Raw genomic sequence first — 20,738 nt, 5'->3', positions numbered from 1 at the left:
ATGACGCCCGAGCAGATCTTCAGTGGGCAGACCGCGATCGTGACCGGCGGCGCGAGCGGCATCGGCGCCGCGACCGTCGAGCACATCGCCCGTCGCGGTGGGCGGGTGTTCAGCGTCGACCTCAGCTACGACTCGCCCGCGGGCGAGGTCGTCCCCGTCTCCGGAAACGGGTTCGGCTACGAGGCGGTGCGCTGCGACGTGTCGAACGAGGACGAGGTCGAGCGGACGGTGTCGAGCATCGTCGACGCCGCCGGGAGTCCGAGCATCCTCGTCAACAGCGCAGGCACCACCGGGCCGCAAGCGCCGCTGTGGGAGACGTCGTACGACTACTGGAAGATGATCTATCGCATCAACGTCGACGGCACCTTCCTCATGTGCCGGGCGGTGATCCCTCACCTGACCTCGAACGGGTACGGGCGCATCGTCAACATCGCGAGCATGGCCGGGAAGGAAGGCAACGCCGGCTCGTCCGCGTACTCGTCGGCGAAGGCCGCCGTCATCGGCATGACGAAGTGCCTCGGCAAGGAACTCGCGCGCACCGGGGTACTCGTCAACGCGGTCGCCCCGACGGTGTTCACCACACCGCTCAACAAGAAGGTCAACCCGGACTACCACGAATTCCTCATCTCCCGGATCCCGCTCGGCCGTCCCGGCGAGGTGCACGAAGCGGCGGAGATGATCGGGTTCCTCGTCTCGTCCCGATGCAGCTTCTCCACCGGCGCCGTGTTCGACCTCAGCGGTGGCCGGGCGGTCTATTGAGCCCGACGAGAGCGGAGATGGCCTCAAGATGCTGAACGCGCGAGAGTACGCGGCTTTCATGGCGCCGGAGTCGGTCGCCGTCATCGGCGCGTCGACCGACCCGCGCAAGCCGTCCGGCCGCACGCTGAGGTACCTGCGCAAGTACGGGTTCCACGGGCGGGCGTACGCGGTCAATCCGGTTCACCAGGAGGTTCAGGGTTTCCCGTCGTTCTCGTCGGTCCGGGACCTGCCGGAACGGGTGGACCTGGCCGTCGTCGTGGCGCCCGCCCGCCACGTCCTGGAAGGCCTGCGGGACTGCGTGGAGCACGAGATCCCCGCGGTGATCATCGTCTCGGCGGGCTTCGCGGAGACGGGCGAAGCCGGGCGGGCCATGCAGGACGAGCTGCGGGCCTGCGTCGCGGGGAGCGGCACGCGAGTGCTCGGGCCCAACTGTGTGGGGATCGTCTCCACGCGGGTGAACCTGGCCGCGACCATCAACACCGGGCTCGACCAGGACCGGTTCCGGTTCCGGCAGAGCGGCGTCGCCCTCATCTCGCAGAGCGGCGCGATGGGTGCGTTCATCTTCAACCTGTGCCAGGGGAAGGGCGTCGGCCTCGGATCGATGCTCAGCACCGGCAACGAGATGGACGTCTCGCTGACGGACATGATCAACGCGTCCATCGACGACCCCGCGGTCACGTCGATCGTCGGGTACATCGAAGGCATCCGCGACGGCAAGAGCTTCATCGAAACGCTCGAGCGCGCGCAGGACGCCGGCAAACCCATCGCGATGATGAAGGCAGGGCGCTCCGACAAGGGTCAGCGCGCGATCGCCTCGCACACCGGGGTGCTCGCCGGAAGCGACCGGGTCTACGACGCGGTCTTCGAGCACTACGGCGTGCACCGGCTGGACACCATTCGCGAGCTGGCCGACTACGTCGAGCTCGCGGCGGTAGAGCACGTCACCCGGGGCTCTCGCCTGAGCATCGCGACGACGTCCGGAGGCGCCGGGATCCTGGCCGCGGACTACTGCGAGCGGTTCGGGCTCACGCTCGCCGAATGGGACGCGGAATGGCGGAGCAAGCTCGCGGCGGCGCTGCCGAGCTACTCGGCCCTGGGCAATCCGATCGACATGACGGGGGCCGGGGGCCGCCCGGAAGTTCTCGCGCCGGTGCTCGACGCACTGCTCACGCACCCGGACACCGACGTCGCCGTGCTCATGCTCGGAAACCTGGAGAACAACGAGGCCGCCCTCGTCGACATCATCGCGGAGAAGGCGTCCGCATCGCAGACGCCGCTCGTGGTGGTCTGGGTCGGCGGAAGCGGCCGTCCGGAGACCGAGCTGAGCGCGCGTGGGGTGCCGTGCTACCGCGAACCGCTCGACGCGCTCCGCGCGATCGCCGCACGCCGGCCGGTTCCGCCCGGAAGCAGGCCGAAGCCGGTCGAGGTGAATCCCGCCCGCCGCGAGCAGGCCCGCGAGCTCATCGCGCGCGGCAACACCGGCGGTGTCCTCGACGAGGCCACCGGCAAGCGGCTGCTTGGTCTCTACGGCATCCCGACCGTGGCGGAGAAGGTGGCGGCGACGCCCGAGGATGCCGCAGCCGCCGCGGAAACCCTCGGCTTCCCGGTCGTCCTCAAGGCCTTGCACCCGCAGCTGCAGCACAAGTCGGAGCACGGCGGCGTGGTGCTGGGCCTTCGGTCGGCCGACGAGGTGGCCACCGCCGCGCGCACGATGGCGAAGCGGATCGAGGAAGAGCTCGCGCTCACCGTGGAGTTCACCGTCCAGCAGGCGGTACCGCCCGGTCGCGAGATCCTGCTCGGCGTCAAGCGCGACCCCGACTTCGGCCTCCTCGTCGTGCTTGGTTCGGGAGGCGTGCTCACCGAACTGCTCGACGACGTCGTCATCCGGCTGCCGGTCGCCGACCCGGAGCGGATCAGAACAGCACTGTCCAAGCTGCGGATCTCGGCGCTGCTGGACGGCTACCGCGGAGAGGAACCCGCGGACGTCGATGCCCTCGTCGACTGCGTGATGAGGGTCGTCGACCTCGTCGGGGAAGTCGGCGACTGCATCGAGGGGATCGACATCAACCCGGTCATCGTCGGACGACGCGGTGACGGGGTGTGCGCGGTGGACGCGCTGGTTTTCGTGACAGGGAAGGAGTCTGGCGCATGACGACGGAGACGGCGGCCGCGAAGGATCTAGCCGCGTGGCGCGCAGAGATCCGTCAGTGGCTGAGCGCCAACGTGCCACGCGACCTGGTGGGCGCACGCCCGCTCACGTCGCCGGAGGTACTCGAACGCAGGCGCGCGTGGGAGCGGGTGCTCTACGACAACGGCTACGCGGCGATCCACTGGCCGGTCGAGTATGGCGGCAAGGGCATGGGTGCGGCCCACCGGATGATCTTCCAGGAGGAGTACGAGCGTGCATCGGCCCCGCCGCGCCTGAACATCCAAGGCCTGATGCTGGTCGGGCCGACGCTCATGCAGCACGGCACCCCGGAGCAGCGAAGCCGCTGGCTGCAGCCGATCCTGCGGTGCGAAGAGGTCTGGTGCCAGGGCTTCAGCGAGCCGGAGGCAGGAAGCGACCTCGCCGCCCTGCGCACCAGCGCCCGCGTCGTCGGGGACCGGTACGTCATCAACGGCCAGAAGATCTGGACGTCGGGCGCGACGTACGCCGACTGGATGTTCGCCCTCGTGCGGACCGACCCCGACGCGCCCAAGCACCGGGGGATCACGGCCGTCCTCATCGACATGCGCAGCCCCGGCATCGAGGTCCGGCCGATCCGGCAGATCAACGGACGGCGCACCTTCGCCGAGGTGTTCCTCGACGACGTCGAAGTCCCGGTCGCGAACACCGTCGGCGAGATGGGCGACGGGTGGAACGTCGCCATGAGCGCGCTGGTGCTGGAGCGCGGCATCGGACGGCGCTCGTACGTGAAATACCTCCCCTTGTTGCAGGAGCTTCGCCACCTGGCGATCGCCTCGGGCGGCGCCGACGACTCAGCGACGCTGGAAGAACTCGGCTGGCACGTCATGCAGGTCTGCAGGTACCGGCACCACGTCGGACGCACGATCGCGGAAAGTTCCGACGGTCGCTTCGGCCCCGAGGCCAGCCTGAACAAGCTGTTCTGGTCGGAGATGGAGGCGGCGATCTACGAGACCGGCATGAGGCTGCATGCGCTGGCCACCGCGACGGGCACCGAGCCTGCCCTTTCGGAGCGGTATCCGCTGTGGGAGGCCGACTACTGGCATGCCCGCGCGACGCGCATCTTCGCTGGGTCGAACCAGATCCAGCGGAACATCATCGCCGAGCGTGTGCTCGGGATGCCGAAGGAGAAGCGATGACCCTTTCGTACGGATCCGACGCCACCTCCACCGAGCTCGCCGCCGGCCTGAGCGACGTCCTTTCGGCGAAGTGCGATCTGGACCACGTGCGGCGGGTGTGGTCCGAGGGTGAGTTCGACCGTTCGTTGTGGGACGAGGTCTCCTCCCTGTCGTTCTGGGGTGCCCTGATCCCGGAGGCCGACGGCGGGCTCGGGGTGCGCTCCGAGGACGTCGTGCGCAGCCTCGAGGAGTTCGGCTATTCCGGTGCATCGCTTCCGTTGACGGAGACGGTCGCGGTCGTGGTGCCGACCATTCACCGGTTCGCCGACGACGAGATGCGCGACCGCCTTCTCCCCGGGCTGCTCAGTGGAGCGTCGGTGAGCACCGCGGCGGTCATGCCAGGCGGAACCGTCGCCCTGTTCGCGGACGTCGCGGACGTTGCGCTCGTGGCCGCCGAGGACGGGCTGTACGTGCTGGAGCGCGATCAATTCACCGTCGAACCCGTCCACTCGCCCGATCCGACCAGTCGTCTCGGTCGCATCAAGCCACGCCCGGACGCGTTCACACCGCACGCCCGCCTCGGCGAGGGAGCGCTGGACGAAGCGCGGCTCCGCGCGGTGTGGGCGACCGCCGCGGTTCTCAACGGGGTGTCGCGACGCATGCTCGACCTGACCGTCGAGCACACCAAGCAGCGTGAGCAATTCGGCCGGGCGATCGGAACTTTCCAGGCGGTCAAGCATCTGGCGGCCGACGCGTGGGTCGCCGTCGAGAGCTCACGGCCGTGCAGCTGGTATGCGGCATATGCCCACCAGGAGGGTCTGCCGGACGCGGCGGTGGCGGCAAGCGTCGCCATGGCGTCCGCCAGCGACGCGGCGCGCCTTGTCGGGGACTCCGCGCTCCAGCTCCACGGCGGGATCGGCTTCACCTGGGAGCACCCGCTGCACTTCTGGCTGAAACGGGGAAAGCTGCTCGAGCACAGCTACGGCTCCCGTCAGTTCCACCTCCGGACTCTCGGCGTGGCCATCCGCGACGAGCAGGCCGGGTCCGAGGCGCTCTTCGCGGACGTCTGAGCGCCCTGCACGCCGAGAGACCACGAGAGGAGAAACGCACGTGCTGACGTCGACATCCACCCTTGCGGTCGACTACGAAGAGAACGGGGTCGCGGTCGTCACGCTCAACCGTCCGGAGCGGCTGAACGCGGTCAGCCCGGAGATGCACCACGAGCTCCAGGAGCTGTTCGGGCAGGTCGACTCCGACGACGACACCCGCGTCGTCGTCATCACCGGGGCGGGACGCGGCTTCTGCTCCGGAGGCGACACCAAGACGATGGCCGCCAGGCACCAAGCCAGCGGGGAGCCGCTGCGCGTGTACTCGCGCGGACGCCACCTCATCACGACCATGCTCTCCGTCGAGAAGCCGCTTGTCGCGATGGTCAACGGGCCGGCGGCCGGGCTCGGCGCCACGATCGCGCTGTTCTGCGACGCCGTGTTCATGTCGGACGCGGCTTCGATCGGGGACCGGCACGTCAACGTCGGGCTCGTCGCGGGCGACGGCGGCGCGGTGGTCTGGCCGCTGCTGGTCGGCCCGCTCCGCGCCAAGGAGCTGCTGATGACGGGACGGATGCTCAGCGGACAGGAGGCCTACGACCTCGGCCTGGTCAACCGCGTCGTCCCGGCCGCGCAGCTGTGCGAGCAGACGCTCGCGTTCGCCCAGGAGATCGCCGCTCAGCCGCCGTACGCCGTGCGCGCGACCAAGGCCTCGATCAACCGGTTCGTGCACCTGGTCAACAGCCACGTCCTCGACGCCTCGCTGGCGTGGGAACGGATCTCCATGAAGACACAGGACCACTTCGAGGCGCTGCGTGCACGCCAGGAGCGCCGTCCGGGTGTCTACCACGGGTATTGATCCGGACCGGGAGCGAGGGAGGACAGCGATGGAGCGGGTTGCGATCGTCACGGGCGGCGGCCGCGGGATCGGCGCCGCGATCGCGCAGCTGCTGGCCCGGGACGGGTTCAGCGTCGTCGCGTGGGATCTGCAGGACGTCCTCGGCTCGCAGGACGCAGCCTGGATCGGCGACACCCAGGGTGTCGATGCGATGGCCGTCGACGTGTCGTCGGAAGAGCAGGTGACGACGGCCGTCGAGTCGATCGTCGCGGAGCGCGGCGGCGTCGCGTGCCTGGTCAACAACGCTGCGATCTCGCCGAAGCGCCCGGACGGCTACCGGGTGCCGCCGATCGAGACCACCACACAGGAGTGGGACGCCGTCATGGCCGTCAATCTGCGCGGCCCGTTCCTGGTGACCCGTGCCGTGCTGCCCTCGATGATCCAGGCGGGATGGGGTCGCATCGTGAACATCTCGTCGACGGCGGGCAGGCAAGGGGCGCGTGTCGCCGGGCTGCCCTACGGTGTCGCCAAGGCCGGCATCAACGGGCTGACCAGAACGCTTGCTCTCGAGGTGGGAAAGCACGGGATCACCGTGAACTCCGTCGCGCCGGGACGCATCGCGACGCCGATGTCGGCACGCAGCGCGCCGGAAGTGCAGGCGGCCTCCCGGGCCCGGATCCCGGTCGGACGCGAAGGGACGCCGTGGGATGTCGCCGGCCTCGTCTCGTACCTGTGCAGCGACGAGGCGGGCTATGTCACCGGCACGACGATCGACATCAACGGCGGTTCCTTCATCGCGCCGTGAGAGCCGGGGACCGACCATGACGGTGCAGCTCGACCCGGCGACGCTCGACGCTGCGGCCTGCTACCGGCTGATGACCGGCGTCGTCGTGCCGCGGCCGATCGCGTGGGTGAGCACGCTGCACGAGGACGGCCGGGTGAACCTGGCGCCGTTCAGCTGTTATACGTTCGTGTCCTACGAACCGATCCTGGTAGGAATCTCGATCGGCCGCCGCGCGGGCGCGCCCAAGGACACCGCGGCGAACATCCAACGTGAGCGGGAGTTCGTGCTCCAGGTGGCCCACGAGTCCGAAGCGGCGCTCGTCCATGCGTCGGCGGAACCTTTCCCGCCGACGGTGAGCGAAGTGGAGCAGCTCGGCCTGCGGACCGAACCCTCCCGCCTCGTCCGGACACCGCGGCTGTCGACCGCGCCGGTCGCCCTGGAGTGTGCGCTCGAGCAGGTGATGACGTTCGGCAACGCCGGTTCCCAGTTCGTCGTCGGGCGCGTGGTACTCGCGCACGTCCGCGACGAGCTCTACCGCGACGGCAAGATCGAGACCGACCAGCTCCGGCCGCTCGCGCGCATCGCAGGCCCCAGCTACGCGACGATCGGACGGCTGTTCCGCTTCCGGCCGAACGGTCAGCGCGGCTGAGCGCGCCTGGACCGCAAACGCAGCGACTCGCCTGGGATGTATCGCGCGATCCCGTGGGCCAGGATCGCTGCGCCCGCGATCCCGATCACTCCGAGCGCGCCGACGGCGAAGGGCAGTGACACCGCCGTCGTCGCGGCGGAAACCGCGAGAGGAGCGCCGGCATTGCCGAGACTTCCGATGAACCGCCACGCGCCGAGGAACGGCGCCGGATCCTCCGGGTCGGCCAGGTCGGCACCGAGCGTGAGAACGATGCCGGTGCCCATCCCGTTGGCGACGGACATGGTCATCGTCAACACGACGAACCACACGGCCGGGTTCGCAAAGCCGGCGGTGAAGGCGAGGACCAGCAAGGACAGTGCCAGGCCCAGCGTGCTCGGCAGAGCGTTCCACATCCGTCCGAACCGGTCGCACAACCAGCCGCCGAGGTAGCAGAGCGCGAAGTCGACGCCTCCGGCGATGCCGACGACGAGGGCGACGGAGGAGTCGTCCATGCCGATGCTCACTCCCCACAGCGGCATGATGACGGTCCTGCCCGCGCGCAGCGCCATCACCACCGCCGCGCCGGTCCCCAGCCGCAGCAGCACGTCGCGGCGGTTCACCAGCGTACGGGCGATCCCTGCCGAGCGGGGTGCGGCTGCCACCGCGCGTGCCGTCGTCTTCTTCATGGCCGCGGTCTCGGGATCGCGCGTGAACAGCAGCACGACGGCGGCCGCGGTGCACGTCGCGACATGGATCCAGTACGCGGACTCCAGGCTGCCGAAAGTGCTGAGGACGTAGGCCGTGAGGAAAGGACCGACGAAATGCCCGAGCCGGAAGAGGCCGCCGACGGCGGCGAGCACCCGAGAGCGGTAGACCAGGGGGACGTAGGTGGTGATGAAGGCATGCCGGGCCAGTGAGAACAGCGCGGTGGCGAGGCCGACGAGGAACACTCCGACGCCGACCGCCCACGGCCCCGGCAGGAGCATGCAGACACCGATGCCGGCCAGCGACAGGCCTGCTGCGGCCAGCATGGCGTTGCGCTCGCCGAGCAGCGTCACGATCCGCCCGCTCGGCAGATACCCGATGAGCTCTCCGACCATCAGCATGGCCGCCACGACTCCGGAGACCGCCAGGATCGTCGAGCGGTCGTCGAACAGCGGCTCGCTGATGCGGGCGACGATCAGCGGAATGGCGGGCATGAGCGCGCCGACGCCCGTCGAGTACAGCACCAGGGGCAGCAGCGCCGAGAGGACGACGCTCCGCCAGAGCCGGTCACCGCCGGGCGTGGACATCGGCGGGCTCGCACGATCCGGGACGGCTGCTGCGACGCTTCGGCGAGAGGGTCGGAGGAGGGAATCTCCTTGGCCGGATCCGGCTTGACGCAGCGCTGTCCATGCGCGAGAGTGTACACGACCGACCAATCGGTCGGGAGTGGAAAACCCAAGGTGAGATGGCGGATGAACGACCCGACGGCGCCGGAATCAGCGGTCGAGAATATCGACTCAGGCGTCTGGTCGATCAGGGTTCCGATGCCACGGCATCCGCTGCGCGCTTCGCTGTGCTACGCGTACGTCGCCGAGGACGGCACCGCGACGGTCATCGACCCCGGCTGGCCCACCGAGGAGTCGTGGACAGCCCTCGTGGACGGGCTGCGGGCGATCGGCGCCGACCCCGCACGGGTCGACCAGATCCTGCTCACCCACGGCCATCGCGACCACAGCGGGCTGGCGGGCAGGCTCGCGAAGGTGTCGGGAGCACGCGTCCGGCTGCATCGCGAGGACCGCGAGATGCTCGTGCCCAAGGGCGCGGCGCACGGTGAACGGGTACGGCACTGGCTCGCCCTGGCGGGAGTGGACGACACCGACAGCCTGGCTGCGGCCTCGCTGCTGCCGGCGCTGCCGCCGTTTCCCGACCAGGTGAGCGCACCGGGCTTCGTCCACGACGGTGACGTCGTGTCCGTCCCCGGCGGTGAGCTGGTCGTGCACTGGACGCCAGGGCACACGCCGGGCCACGTCTGCTTCGAGGATGCCGGGCGCGGCCTGCTGTTCACCGGGGACCACGTGCTCCCGCGGATCTCCCCGAACGTCTCGACGATGGTGGGGCACCGCGCGAGCGCGCTCACCGACTACCTGGAATCACTCGGCAAGGTGGCGCGGCTGGCGGTGTCGCGGGTACTGCCTGGCCACGAACGCCACTTCACCGACATCGCCGCGCGGGTCGATGCACTGTTCGTCCACCACCGCCGTCGTCTCGACGAGATCCTGGTCGTCCTTGCCGACCGCTCGCCGCACACGACCCTGGAGCTGGCGCGTGAGCTGACGTGGTCGCGAAGGTGGGACGAGATCAAGGGCCTGCAGCAGCGGGCCGCGCTGGGCGAAGTGCTGTCGCACCTGCACTTCCTGCACGACGTCGGCGCCGTGGACATGGACGCCGAGAACATCCCGCTCACCTGGCGGATAATCCGCCCCGATGCGCTCGCCGAGGCATGGGGTGCGGCAGGGTACCCGGGCGCGGCGTGAGGCGGGCGCGTCCGTGGCGCTTGATCAGCGCCTGCGCGCAGAGCGGTCGAGGAACCGCGCGCGCAGCGCCTGCGACTCGCTGCTTTGCAGCAGCCTGACCTGTGCCCGTCCTTCGGCGGCAGCGGCCTCGGCGACCGTGCTGTGGCCCTGCGCGAGCAGCGCCGAGGTCGCCGCGACCATCGGCGCGGACAGCTCGGCCAGCCGCTTGGCCACCTGAATCGCACGAGGCAGGGCCTGGCCGTCGTCGACGACCTCGTCGACAAGTCCGGCAGCGTGCGCCTGGTCGGCGTCGTAGGCATCGAGGAGCAGCAACATCCGGCGTGCGCGGGCGTGGCCTATGCGGCGAGGGAGCGTCCAGGTCAAGCCCGTGTCCGGGGCGAGGCCGATCCGCCCGAACGACGCCTCGAAGCGTGCCGTCGCTCCGCTCACCACATATGTCGCCGCACTGACCAGCGACAGCCCGGCACCGTAGGCGCCGCCCTCGACGGCAGCGACCACGGGGACGGAGCTGTGCACCAGCTGGCCGGCGAGCGCAGCGAGAACGTCGAGCCGCCTGGCCGCTTCCGACGGATCGGCGGTCATGGCCCGTATGTCGCCTCCCGCGCAGAAGAATCCGCCCGCACCAGTGAGGACGACAGCTCGTGCCTCGTGTTCGGCGGCGCGAAGCGCTGCCAGCAGATCCGCCCTGGCGGGCAGGTCGAGCACGTTGCGGCGCTCGGGCCGGTTGAGGGTGATCAGGCGGACGCTCTGGCGGTCCTCGGTCAGGATCCGGGGTTCGGTGCCCGCTGCGCCGGCCCGCTCCTGGGTGCTGGGCATGCTGTCTCGCCTCCGTCCCAGACGCTCAGATCGCCGGCTCGCCGCGGCGCAGGTTCTCGTCGTAGTGGTAGAAGCCCCGCCGCGTCTTGCGCCCGAGGGTGCCTTGCTGGACGAGGCGCGTCACGGTTCGCGACGGCGCGTCGGCCGGGTCCCCGGTTTCGGCGAAGCGGGCCTTCTTCGTGGCGTAGCCGATGTCGATGCCGGTCAGGTCCATCAGCTCGAACGGACCCATCGGGTACCCCAGGGCGAGGCGGCAGGCCTGGTCGATCGTCTCGATGCCCGCGTAGCCGCCCTCGTAGAGGCGGAGCGCCTCGTCGCGCACGGCGTTCAGGATGCGGTTCGCTATGAACCCGGGAATCTCCTTCTTCAGCACGACGGGCACCTTGCCCAGGCTCTCGACAAGCGCGGTTGCGCGGGTCACCGCCGCGACGGCGGCGTCCGGCCCGCCGATGATCTCCACGGCCCGCATGGTGAGCACGGGGTTGAAGAAGTGGATGTTGAGGAAGCGCTCCTTGTGCACGATCCCCGTGGCCAGGGAGGAGGGAACGAAGCTCGAGGAGTTCGACGCAAGCAGCGCATCCGGCTCGAGGAGACGATCGAGGCCGGCCAGAAGGTCGCGCTTGAGGTCGCGCACCTCGGTGATCGCCTCGATGACGAGGCCGGCTCCGGCGACCGCGTCGAGGTCCGCGTGCACCTCGATCCGCGCACGAGCAGCCTCGGCTGCGTCATGGGAGATGCGCCCGCGCGACGCGTGGCGCGCGAGGCCGGCGTCGGCTCGCTCGAGGGCGCTACGCCGGGTGGACTCGTCGCGCTCGATGAGGGTGACGTCATGCTCGTGCAGTGCGAGCAGCAGCGCGATCTGGACCCCCATGGTGCCGGCTCCGATGACTGCCGTGTGGTTCATGAGCGTCGCTCCACCTTCCGTTGAACCGGGGCCGTCGGCACCCGAAGTGCACCTGACTGCCTTCGAGCTGGCCGTCGGCCGAATACGGCAACGCCTGGCACGGTCGCTCGGCGAGCAGGCCCGCGGTCTCGTCCACGTCGAACGCGACCCGGGCGACGAACTGGGCGAGGCGGCCGTGCAAGCCGTGCCCGGACGGGCTCGTTCCCAACAGCCCTGTTGTGCCCAGCAGCAGCTGCTCGGGCACGGTCACCTCGGCAAGCGGACCGGCGCACCGGGCCCCGCCGGAGGCGAGGAGGGCGCCCGCCGAGGTTGACCTCCACGGCACCTCCAAGCGCGACAACCACTACTGCCCGACCGCATCGGGCAGGTTGCCCAGACCAGCTCCAAGCGGATCCGGCTCGGCGTCCTCGACGGCGATGCGGATGTCGCATGCCCCAGCGAGGCCACCGCCGAGCGCGTGCCCGCCCATGGCGGCCGGGGTGGTCTTCCCGGAGATCCCGCGAGCTCCGTCGTCGAGCGCGTTCCTCGTCTCCGGCCGGTCCACGGCGGCCGTGCGGCCGCCACTTTCGACGTCGACGCGGGACGTCGAGCGGGTCGAATCCACACACCGTGTCCGCCGGGTGCTACGACATTCCTTGCCGAGAAGGACCATCCCGACCGATTGGTCGGTTGGCGCGGTAATATTGCCCCACGGGCTCGACCGACGTCAAGCAGGCGAAAGCCTCGACGAGAGGCGGGCTCGCGCCTGCGAGCTCTAGGGTCATGCGTGACCGGACAACGGGAGTTCTTGGCTGAGGACGGTATGAGCCCGACCGACAAGGAAGCAGGTCGACAGATGACGCCAATAAGGTCGACGCCGACGTCGTCGGCGTCGCACACGGCAGCTCAGGGACAGTCCCGGCGGGACGAGATCGTGCGGCTGGCAAGTCTGCTGTTCCGCGACATGGGCTACCACAGCGCGACGATGGACAAGATCGCGGAAGTGGCGGGCATCGCGAAGCCCACGCTCTACCACTACTTCCGCAGCAAAGAGGAGATCCTGTTCAACATCCACTTGCAGTACATCATGCCGCTGATCGAGTCGCAGCGGGCGCGCGTGGAGAAGGGCGTCTCCTCCACCAGGGTCGTGTACGAGGTGATCCTCGAGCATCTGCAGGTCATCGCCGACAGCCCCGGGACGCTGCAGGCCTTCATCGACCACCAGCGTGAGCTCAGCGACGCGCGTCGCAGGCAGATGAAGGAGAACCGCCGCACCTACCGGCGGCTGGTCGAGGCGTCCTTCGAGCGTGACATCAAGCTCGGCGTGATCGCCCCGTGCGACACCCGGACCGTCGCCTTCTCGCTGTTCGGCGTGTGCAACTGGGCGTCGCGCGCGCACCCGCGCCTGAGGGTCGAGGAGGTCGAAGACCTCGCGACTCAGCTGTGGCGGCTCTTCGTCTTCGGCACCGCCGGTCCCCAGCGCAACGACATGCACCCAGATGACTTCCGGTGACACATGCTCGACTCCCGCGCCGCATCGCGCCGCGTCCGATGCGGACCTAGGTCGTGCTGCGCACGAGCCCGTCGTCCGCACCCTGCTCGAGCCTCGCTCCGTCGCCGTCGTCGGCGCGTCGAACGACCTGCGTAAGCCGGGTGCACGCGTGCTCAGGAACATCGTCACCCACGGGTACGAGGGCGAGGTGTTCCCGGTCAGCCAAGGCTCGGAGATCGTTCAAGGGCTTCCCGCGTACACGTCGGTGACCGCGCTGCCGCGGACGCCCGACGTCGCGATCGTCGCGATCCCCATCGCGGGCGCCGTCGCAGTGACCGAGGAGTGCGCGCGCCGCGGCGTTCGTGCCGTCGTCCTCATCAGCGCGGACCCGCCAGGCTCGGACGACCATCACGACGCACTCGCTCGGGTGCGCGAGCGATACCCGGGCACGCGGATCCTCGGCGCCAGCAGCCTGGGCGTACACGGCGGGCATGCGCGGTTCGCCGGCAACTTCGGGACGGCAACGGAAGGCGAGTTCGACTTCGTCCCGTCCGACGTGTTCATCCTGAGCCAAAGCGGCGGCGTCGGCGGCTACGTGCTGAGCGCCGCGCACGCGTCCGGGCTGAAGATCGGGGGGTACATCAGCACCGGCCGCGAGGTGGATCTCACCTTCGCGGAGCTGCTGACCAAGACCGTGGACGAGTACGCGCCGAGACTTGTGCTCGGTTATCTGGAGGGGACGCAGGACCTCGCGGCGTTCTCTTCCGCACTGCAGTACGCGAGACAGCGGGATGTCGTCGTGGTGCTCCTCCGCGGCGGCGTGACGGGCGCAGGCCGGAGCGCAGCCCGCCGACACAGCGGGCTCGAGCCGTTCGACGACGAGAGCTGGCGTGCCGCCGTCGACGGCGCAGGGGCGCTCACGGCACGCTCCATCGAGGAAATGCTCGACATCGCGCGAGCAGCGGCAAGCAGGCGGTGCCGCAAGGACGCCCGGTTCTCGGTCGTCGCGGCATCGGGCGGTGCGACCGTGCTCATGGTCGACGCCCTGGCCCAAGAGGGCTTCGGCCTTGCCCGATGGCAGGACAGCGACAAAGCCGAGCTGCGCCGCCTGCTGCCGGAGCAGGCCGTCCTGGACAACCCGATCGACGCCACCGGGGCGATCTTCTCGCGACGGCACACCCTGCGAAGCGTCCTCGAGGTGTGCGTGCGCCACGACGGCACCGACGCCGTGATCCTCACCCTTGGGAACATGCCGCACCTCGACGAGCACGTCTTTGCCGAGATCTCGGCGATCGCCTCCGAGGCGGGCAAGCTCGTCGTGGTGGTGTGGGCGGGAGGCTCACCCGACGCGGTCCGCAGGCTCGCCGGGCTCGGGGTGCTGGCGTTCTCGGATGCGGCTCGCTGCGCGTACGCCCTGCGCCGGGCCGCTGACATCGGCCCGGCTTAGCGCCCCGCGCTTCCTCGCCCGGCGTCGTCCACGCACCTTGACGGTGCCTGGCGGCGCCGCAATAATCGCACCCGACCGACCAGCCGGTCGAGTCGGTGCGTGGCGCGCGGATCGGTGACCGACAGCCTCGGCGGCCGATGAGCACCAGCACCCGTGCGGCGAGAGGAAAGAGCAGGTGGGCGAGGCCTTTCTGGTTGGTGGCGTGCGAACGCCTTTCGGACGTTACGGCGGCGCGCTCGCCGAAGTGCGCCCCGACGACATGCTGGCGCACAGCCTGCGCTCGCTCATGGCCCGGCATCCTTCGCTCGGCGACGACGCGATCGACGAGGTGGTGGCCGGCTGCGCGAACCAGGCCGGCGAAGACAACCGCAACGTCGCGCGGATGGCCACACTGCTCGCCGGGCTCCCCGCGCACGTTCCGGCGATGACGGTGAACCGCCTGTGCGGCTCCGGCCTCGAGGCGGTGGCCTGCGCGGCAAGGCTGACGCTGTCCGGCGAGGCCGACCTCGTACTGGCGGGCGGCGTCGAGTCGATGACCCGCGCCCCGTACATCCTTCCGAAATCGGCAAGGCCGTGGGACCGGACCGTCCAGGCCGCCGACTCCACACTCGGCTGGCGCCTGGTCAACGAACGCATGGAGCGGCTGTACGGCACGGACTCGATGGCGGAGACCGCCCAGAACGTTGCGGTCGAGTACGGGATCGGCCGCAGCGATCAGGACGCGTTCGCGCTGCGTTCCCAGCAGCGGTATGCCGCCGCGGCCGCCCGCGGACACTTCGCTGACGAAATCGTCCCTGTCGAGGTCGAGTCCGGCACCGTCGAGCGCGACGAGCACCCACGTGACACGTCGCTGGAACGCCTGGCGAAGCTCCCGGCCGTGGTGGATGGCGGGAACATCACCGCGGGCAACTCGTCGGGGATCAACGACGGGGCCGCCGCCGTCCTGGTCGCCTCGGGTGAAGCGGTGGCGAAGCACGGTTTGCGCCCGCTCGCCAGGATCAGGGGCTACGCCACCGCCGGAGTGGAGCCGCGCGTCATGGGGATCGGGCCGGTACCTGCGACGCGGAAGCTCTTGGCAAGGACCGGCCTCACGCTCGACGACGTCGATCTGTTCGAGGTGAACGAGGCCTTCGCCGCGCAGGTGCTCGCCGTCGTCCGGCAGCTGGGGTTGCCGGACGACTCCGAGCGGGTCAACCCGAACGGCGGCGCGATCGCGATCGGCCACCCGCTGGGCGCTTCGGGAACGCGCCTGGCTCTCACGCTCGCCAGGGCGATGCGGGAGCAGGAGGCCCGCCGGGGGGTCGTGACGATGTGCGTCGGCGTCGGTCAGGGCGTGAGCCTCCTGCTGGAGGCGGCATGAGCGCGACCTCGGCAAGCCGGCCTGCGCAACGACAGGACGCTCCCGGGACGCTGGCCGACGAGCTGCGTCAGCGCTTCGGCGACATCGACCTGCCCCAGTATCCGGCGAGCGAGACGATCCGGGTGCAGCTGCGCCATCGGTCCGTTCGCGCGTTCCTGCCGGAGAAGATTCCGCAGGACGCCCTCGACCTCGTTCTCATGGCCGCCCAGGCGGCATCGCACTCCTCGAACCTCCAGGCGTGGTCGGTGGTGGTCGTCGAGGATGCGGACCGCAGGCGTCGCGTCTGCGAGGCGATCGGCGGCATGGACTTCATCAACCAGGCGTCGGTGCTGCTCGTCTGGGTGGTCGATCTCACCAGGGCCGAGGTGCTGCTCCGGCGGCGGGCGCAGGACATGGAGACGGCCAGGTATCTCGAGGGAACGCTCGTCCCGTTCGTCGACATCGGCATCGCCGCGCAGAACGCCCTGCTGGCCGCGGAGTCGCTCGGCTTCGGCGGGGTGTTCATCGGGGCTTTGCGGAACAACCCGCCTGCGCTCGTCGACGAGCTCGGGCTTCCTGCCCTGTCGTTCCCCGCGCTGGGGATGGCGCTCGGCGTTCCCGACCCGAGCGAGGCGGCAGGCATCAAACCGCGACTGGCACCGAAGGCCGTCGTGCACCGCGAACGGTATCGGGCAGACATCGCCGCGGACAGCGTCGACGAGTACGAGCCGCGTCTTACCCGGTATTACCGGCGCTTCGGCGTCGAGGGCCACAGCTGGGCGGGTCGCGTCGTCAGCCGCCTCGGGCCACGCGAGGGGCTGAAGGGGCGGCATCGCATGCGGAAGTGGCTCCGGCGGCAGGGCCTGCTTGCGGAGTGACGTCCGCCGACGACGCCGTGAGCACCGGCACGCCCGCGCCCCGAACAGCACACCGACTTCCGCCACGCCCGCGCAGGGAGGGCGACCGGTGCGCGACCCACCGCCACTGGCCGACGCTGACAGGCACGCCGGCATAAATAAGGCGACCGGTGCGCGACCCGCCACCGCTGGCTGACGCCGACAGGCACGCCCGCACAAGGGAAAGCGACTGGCCCCGCGGCACGGCGCATCCCCCGTGCCTCCCAGCCCGGCAACCGCCTCTCGGCGAGCCGCACGACGACGCCGTTGCCGACTCCGAGGGCGTGCGCGGCCAGCGCGCGCAACCATGGCCGGGATCACGCCGTTGGTCAAACGAGCATCGCGTTTCCCGGCCCGTTGGTTAGAGTAGCCTTACCTAATTTCGCGGGCGGCATTCGGTAGCGGAGGTACCACGTGCGGGTGACGGGGCGGTCCGTCCTGCGGTCCGCGATACGCGGCCAGCGACGCCACGTGGCAGGCGCCGCCGTGCTCGCCGCCGGGCATCAAGCGGGCGAGGTGCTGGTGCCGGTCGTCATCGGAGCGGCCATCGACACCGCGGTCGCCACTGGCTCGCTCCCCCGCTTGCTGCTGTGGCTGGGCGTGCTGGCCGCCGTGTTCGCCGTGCTGTCGACGTCGTACCGGTTCGCCGAGCGCAAGGCGCAGCGAGCCGGCGAGCAGGCCGCCCACGACCTGCGGCTGCGGCTCACCCGGCGGGTGTTGGACCCGCACGGCGGGGCCGACGGCCTGCCCGGGACGCTGGTCTCCATCGCCACCGGCGACGTCAAACGGGTCGGGCAGCTGGTCGCCGCAATCCCCTACGGTGTCGCCGGGCTCGCTGCCCTGATCGTCAGCTCGGCGGTGCTGCTGACCAGCTCGGTCACGCTCGGGCTGGTCATCCTGCTCGGCACCCCGCCGGTGCTGTGGCTGTCCCAGCTGGCCGGGCGGCCGCTGGAGCGGCGCAGCCACCACGAGCAGGAGCGGGCGGCCGAGGCATCGGGCCTGGCCGCCGACCTGGTGGCCGGCCTGCGCGTGCTGAAGGGCATCGGCGCGGAACAGGCTGCGGTGCAGCGCTACCGGCGGACCAGCCAACGGTCGCTGGCCGCCGCCGTCCGGGCCGCCCGGGCACACGGCATGCACAACGGCGCGGTGCTGGCCGCGACCGGGATCTTCCTGGCGCTCATCGCGCTGCTCGGGGCCCACCTGGCACTGGCGGGCAGCATCACCGTCGGCGAGCTGGTGGCCGCGGTCGGGATCGCCCAGTTCCTGCCCACGCCGTTCCACCTGCTGACCTACGTCAGCAGCGAACGAGCCAGGGCGCGCGCCTCGGCCGAGCGGGTGGCGCGCGTGCTCGACGCCGGGCCACAGGTACACCCTGGCACGGCGAAGCTGCCCGCCGAACCCGCCGGTGAGCTGCGCTTGGCCGGGGTGCGCCACGGGCCGCTGCGCGCGCTGGACCTGCACGTGGCCTCCGGAGAGATGGTCGGAATCGCCTGTGAGGACCCGGCGGCGGCGAGTGCCCTTCTCGAACTGGTGGGCCGGGACAGCGATCCGGAGGAAGGTGCCGTCACGCTGGACGGCATTCCACTCGCCGACTTGGAGCTCGACGAATTGCGTCGCGCGATCCTGGTGGCCGATCACGACGCCGATCTGTTCGAGGAAAGCGTCCTGGACAACGTCGCGGTGCACGGCAGCCGCGACGACGCGCAACGGGCCATCACGGCGGCGGCCGTGGACCTGGTCGCCGAGACGCTTCCGGACGGGTTGCAGACCGTCCTGGCCGAACGCGGCTCGTCGCTGTCCGGTGGGCAACGCCAGCGGGTCGCCTTGGCACGTGCCCTCGCGGCCGATCCGCCGGTGCTGGTCCTGCACGACCCCACGACCGCGGTCGACCCGGTGACCGAGGCCGCCATCGCCTCCGGGATCGCCCGCCTGCGCGCGTCGCGCACCACGATCCTGGTCACCACCAGCCCTGCCCTGCTGGCCGCGGCCGACCGGGTGGTCTTCCTGCGGGACGGCGCCGTGGCGGGCAGCGGCACGCATGACGAGCTGGCTGCCGATCCGGCCTACCGGGCGGTGGTGTTCGCGTGACCCGTGAACTGCTCCCGGTCGCACCGCCGTCCCGCACCGTCGCGGTGATCGGCGACCTGCTCCGCCAGCGGTGGAAGCTCGCGGCGACCGCGACCGTGACGTTGTTCGGTGCCGCGGCGGCCGGGCTGCTGCCTGCGCCGCTGCTCGGCCACATCGTCGACGTCGTCGCGCAGCGGCAGGGCGCCGATGCGTTGACCTGGCCCGTCGTGGTGCTCGTGCTGGTCGCGGTCGGGTACGGCGTGCTGACCGCGGCCGGTATCGCACTCGCCGGGCGGCTGGGCGAGCACGTCGTGGCCGCGCTGCGCGAGCGGTTCGTGGAGCGGGCGTTGCACCTGCCGCTGGAGGAGATCGAGCGAGCTGGATCCGGCGACCTCACCTCGCGCATCAGCAGCGACGTCACGCAGGTGACGACCGTGGTGCGGGAGGCGCTTCCCCAGCTGGCGCACGCCGTCTTGACCATCGTGCTGACCATGGCCGGCCTCGTGGTGCTGGACTGGCGCTTCCTGCTGGCCGCGCTGGCGGCCGCCCCGATCCAGGCCTTCGCCGTCCGCTGGTACCTGCGCAGGGCACGGCCCGTCTACACCGCGCACCGCACATCGCAGGGCGCGCTGCAGCATCGGCTGCTGGACACCGTCGGGGGCGCGAGAACGGTACGGGCTTTCCGGCTGCAGCCAGCGCACACCGCCAAGGTGGACGAGTCGTCCCGTACCACCGTCGACCTCGCACTGCGCGGGGTGCGGCTGCTGACACAGTTCTTCGGACGGCTGAACCTGGCCGAGTTCGTCGGTCTGGCCGCGGTGCTGGCCATGGGGTTCTGGCTGGTGTCGATCGACGCGGTGACCATCGGCGAGGCGACCGCAGCGGCACTGTACTTCCACGGGCTGTTCAATCCGATCGGCGTCGTGCTGTTCCTGGCCGACGACGCACTGTCGGCGGGGGCGAGCCTGAACCGCATCGTCGGCGTCGCCGATCTGCCCGCCGCTGCACCACAGGCACGGCTCGGGCAAGGTCGCGACAGTTCCGTGAAACTGGCCGGCGTCTCCCACCAGTACCAGCGCGGGCACGAGGTGCTGCACGACGTCGAGCTGCACATCGCCGAAGGAGAACGCGTGGCCCTGGTGGGTGCCAGCGGGGCGGGCAAGTCCACGCTGGCCAAGCTGGTCGCAGGCATCCACCGGCCGACCGGCGGATCGCTCACCGTGGGCAGCCTGGACGTCGCCGAACTGGGTTCGCCGACGGCGAGCGGGCTGGTCGCTCTGGTCAGCCAGGAAGTGCACGTGTTCGCCGGGCCGCTGGCCGACGACCTGCGGCTGGCTCGGCCGGACGCCACCGACGAGGATCTGCGGGCGGCGCTGGCCACGGTCGGCGCGTGGGAGTGGGTGGAGCGGCTGCCGGACGGGCTGCAGACGGTGGTGGGCAACGGCGGCCATCGGTTGAGCACCGCCCAGGCGCAGCAGGTGGCGCTGGCCCGGCTGGTGCTGGCCGACCCGGCGATCGCCATCCTCGACGAGGCCACCGCCGATGCGGGCAGCGCGGGCGCGCGGATGCTGGAGAAGGCGGCCGACGCGGCGCTGCGCGGCCGCACCGGGCTGATCGTCGCGCACCGGCTCACCCAGGCCGAGGCGGCCGACCGGGTGGTCGTGCTCGACGGCGGCCGGATCGTGGAGGTGGGCACGCACCGGGAGCTGATCGCCCGGGGCGGGCGTTACGCCGAACTGTGGCGGGCGTGGTCGCGCAGCCGGGAACAGTGACACCGCGGCCGATGCCGCACACAGCGACACCGCGGCCGATGCCGCGCCCAGCGACACCGCGGCCGATGCCGCGCCCAGCGACACCGCGGCCGATGCCGCCCACAGCGACACCGCGGCCGATGCCGCGCCCAGCGACACCGCGGCCGATG

The 20,738-nt window shown here is 70.7% G+C and carries 19 protein-coding genes; 15 read left to right on the top strand and 4 right to left on the bottom strand.

What is annotated here, in order from left to right:
• The 7 genes from YWY_RS0111705 to YWY_RS0111675 are packed head-to-tail and all read left to right on the top strand — an operon-like array spanning position 1 to position 7,379.
• The gene (locus YWY_RS0111705; RefSeq protein ID WP_028847756.1) at positions 1–759 is read left to right on the top strand and encodes an SDR family NAD(P)-dependent oxidoreductase; all 759 of its coding nucleotides are present in this window, start codon (positions 1–3) and stop codon (positions 757–759) included.
• Positions 760–787: 28 nt separating this feature from the next.
• A complete protein-coding gene (locus tag YWY_RS0111700) occupies positions 788–2,911 on the top strand; it encodes an acetate--CoA ligase family protein (protein WP_028847755.1) in 2,124 nt (707 codons plus the stop codon).
• On the top strand, positions 2,908–4,083 hold the full coding sequence (locus tag YWY_RS0111695; protein ID WP_028847754.1) for an acyl-CoA dehydrogenase family protein: 1,176 nt from the start codon (positions 2,908–2,910) through the stop codon (positions 4,081–4,083). The genes YWY_RS0111700 and YWY_RS0111695 overlap by 4 nt, the downstream gene beginning before the upstream one ends.
• On the top strand, positions 4,080–5,132 hold the full coding sequence (locus YWY_RS0111690; RefSeq protein ID WP_028847753.1) for an acyl-CoA dehydrogenase family protein: 1,053 nt from the start codon (positions 4,080–4,082) through the stop codon (positions 5,130–5,132). Before YWY_RS0111695 ends, YWY_RS0111690 begins: the two co-directional genes overlap by 4 nt.
• Before the next feature lie 40 nt (positions 5,133–5,172).
• Positions 5,173–5,967 (top strand): enoyl-CoA hydratase/isomerase family protein, encoded by a 795-nt coding sequence (locus YWY_RS0111685; RefSeq protein ID WP_028847752.1) that lies wholly within the window; start codon positions 5,173–5,175, stop codon positions 5,965–5,967.
• Positions 5,968–5,995: 28 nt separating this feature from the next.
• Positions 5,996–6,751 carry an SDR family NAD(P)-dependent oxidoreductase gene (locus YWY_RS0111680; protein WP_028847751.1) on the top strand — a complete coding sequence of 252 codons (756 nt, stop codon included), beginning with the start codon at positions 5,996–5,998 and terminating at the stop codon, positions 6,749–6,751.
• Positions 6,752–6,767: 16 nt separating this feature from the next.
• Complete coding sequence (locus YWY_RS0111675) at positions 6,768–7,379, top strand: flavin reductase family protein (protein ID WP_028847750.1); 612 nt, start codon at positions 6,768–6,770, stop codon at positions 7,377–7,379.
• On the opposite strand, the gene YWY_RS0111670 is transcribed toward YWY_RS0111675, so the two are convergent.
• Complete coding sequence (locus tag YWY_RS0111670; protein ID WP_028847749.1) at positions 7,367–8,650, bottom strand: MFS transporter; 1,284 nt, start codon at positions 8,648–8,650, stop codon at positions 7,367–7,369. The two genes, YWY_RS0111675 and YWY_RS0111670, sit on opposite strands and share 13 nt — an antisense overlap.
• Positions 8,651–8,887: 237 nt before the next feature.
• Between YWY_RS0111670 and YWY_RS21630 the strand changes: the two genes are divergently transcribed.
• Positions 8,888–9,877: an MBL fold metallo-hydrolase gene (locus YWY_RS21630; protein WP_211227523.1), complete on the top strand. Its 990-nt coding sequence runs from the start codon at positions 8,888–8,890 to the stop codon at positions 9,875–9,877.
• A gap of 24 nt (positions 9,878–9,901) precedes the next feature.
• Here YWY_RS21630 and YWY_RS0111660 read toward each other — a convergent pair whose 3' ends face one another.
• Positions 9,902–10,693 carry an enoyl-CoA hydratase/isomerase family protein gene (locus tag YWY_RS0111660; RefSeq protein WP_051310168.1) on the bottom strand — a complete coding sequence of 264 codons (792 nt, stop codon included), beginning with the start codon at positions 10,691–10,693 and terminating at the stop codon, positions 9,902–9,904.
• A gap of 25 nt (positions 10,694–10,718) precedes the next feature.
• The gene (locus YWY_RS21625) at positions 10,719–11,597 is read right to left on the bottom strand and encodes a 3-hydroxyacyl-CoA dehydrogenase family protein (RefSeq protein ID WP_038045029.1); all 879 of its coding nucleotides are present in this window, start codon (positions 11,595–11,597) and stop codon (positions 10,719–10,721) included.
• On the opposite strand from YWY_RS21625, the gene YWY_RS21620 reads away from it, so the two are divergent.
• The gene (locus tag YWY_RS21620; RefSeq protein WP_156899208.1) at positions 11,596–11,910 is read left to right on the top strand and encodes a hypothetical protein; all 315 of its coding nucleotides are present in this window, start codon (positions 11,596–11,598) and stop codon (positions 11,908–11,910) included. The genes YWY_RS21625 and YWY_RS21620 overlap by 2 nt on opposite strands.
• A 30-nt stretch (positions 11,911–11,940) precedes the next feature.
• On the opposite strand, the gene YWY_RS0111650 is transcribed toward YWY_RS21620, so the two are convergent.
• Positions 11,941–12,201, bottom strand: a complete 261-nt coding sequence (locus tag YWY_RS0111650; protein WP_028847747.1) for a hypothetical protein — start codon at positions 12,199–12,201, stop codon at positions 11,941–11,943.
• Positions 12,202–12,399: 198 nt separating this feature from the next.
• Between YWY_RS0111650 and YWY_RS23295 the strand changes: the two genes are divergently transcribed.
• The 6 genes from YWY_RS23295 (at position 12,400) to YWY_RS0111620 (ending at position 20,589) form a co-directional block, all read left to right on the top strand.
• Entirely contained in the window at positions 12,400–13,089 is a 690-nt protein-coding gene (locus YWY_RS23295; RefSeq protein ID WP_084609203.1) for a TetR/AcrR family transcriptional regulator, read from the top strand.
• Positions 13,076–14,515 carry a CoA-binding protein gene (locus YWY_RS21610; protein WP_084609202.1) on the top strand — a complete coding sequence of 480 codons (1,440 nt, stop codon included), beginning with the start codon at positions 13,076–13,078 and terminating at the stop codon, positions 14,513–14,515. Before YWY_RS23295 ends, YWY_RS21610 begins: the two co-directional genes overlap by 14 nt.
• Before the next feature lie 175 nt (positions 14,516–14,690).
• Entirely contained in the window at positions 14,691–15,875 is a 1,185-nt protein-coding gene (locus YWY_RS0111635; RefSeq protein WP_028847746.1) for an acetyl-CoA C-acyltransferase, read from the top strand.
• Positions 15,872–16,732, top strand: coding sequence for an NADPH-dependent oxidoreductase (locus YWY_RS0111630; RefSeq protein ID WP_051310166.1), 861 nt, complete (start codon positions 15,872–15,874; stop codon positions 16,730–16,732). Before YWY_RS0111635 ends, YWY_RS0111630 begins: the two co-directional genes overlap by 4 nt.
• Positions 16,733–17,164: 432 nt before the next feature.
• Entirely contained in the window at positions 17,165–18,838 is a 1,674-nt protein-coding gene (locus tag YWY_RS0111625; RefSeq protein ID WP_028847744.1) for an ABC transporter ATP-binding protein, read from the top strand.
• A complete protein-coding gene (locus YWY_RS0111620; RefSeq protein ID WP_028847743.1) occupies positions 18,835–20,589 on the top strand; it encodes an ABC transporter ATP-binding protein in 1,755 nt (584 codons plus the stop codon). Before YWY_RS0111625 ends, YWY_RS0111620 begins: the two co-directional genes overlap by 4 nt.
• Positions 20,590–20,738: the final 149 nt, after the last annotated feature.

Origin of the sequence: Thermocrispum agreste DSM 44070 (assembly GCF_000427905.1) — a bacterium.
Taxonomy (GTDB): Bacteria; Actinomycetota; Actinomycetes; order Mycobacteriales; family Pseudonocardiaceae; genus Thermocrispum; species Thermocrispum agreste.
This window is presented reverse-complemented; position numbering and strand designations above follow the sequence as displayed.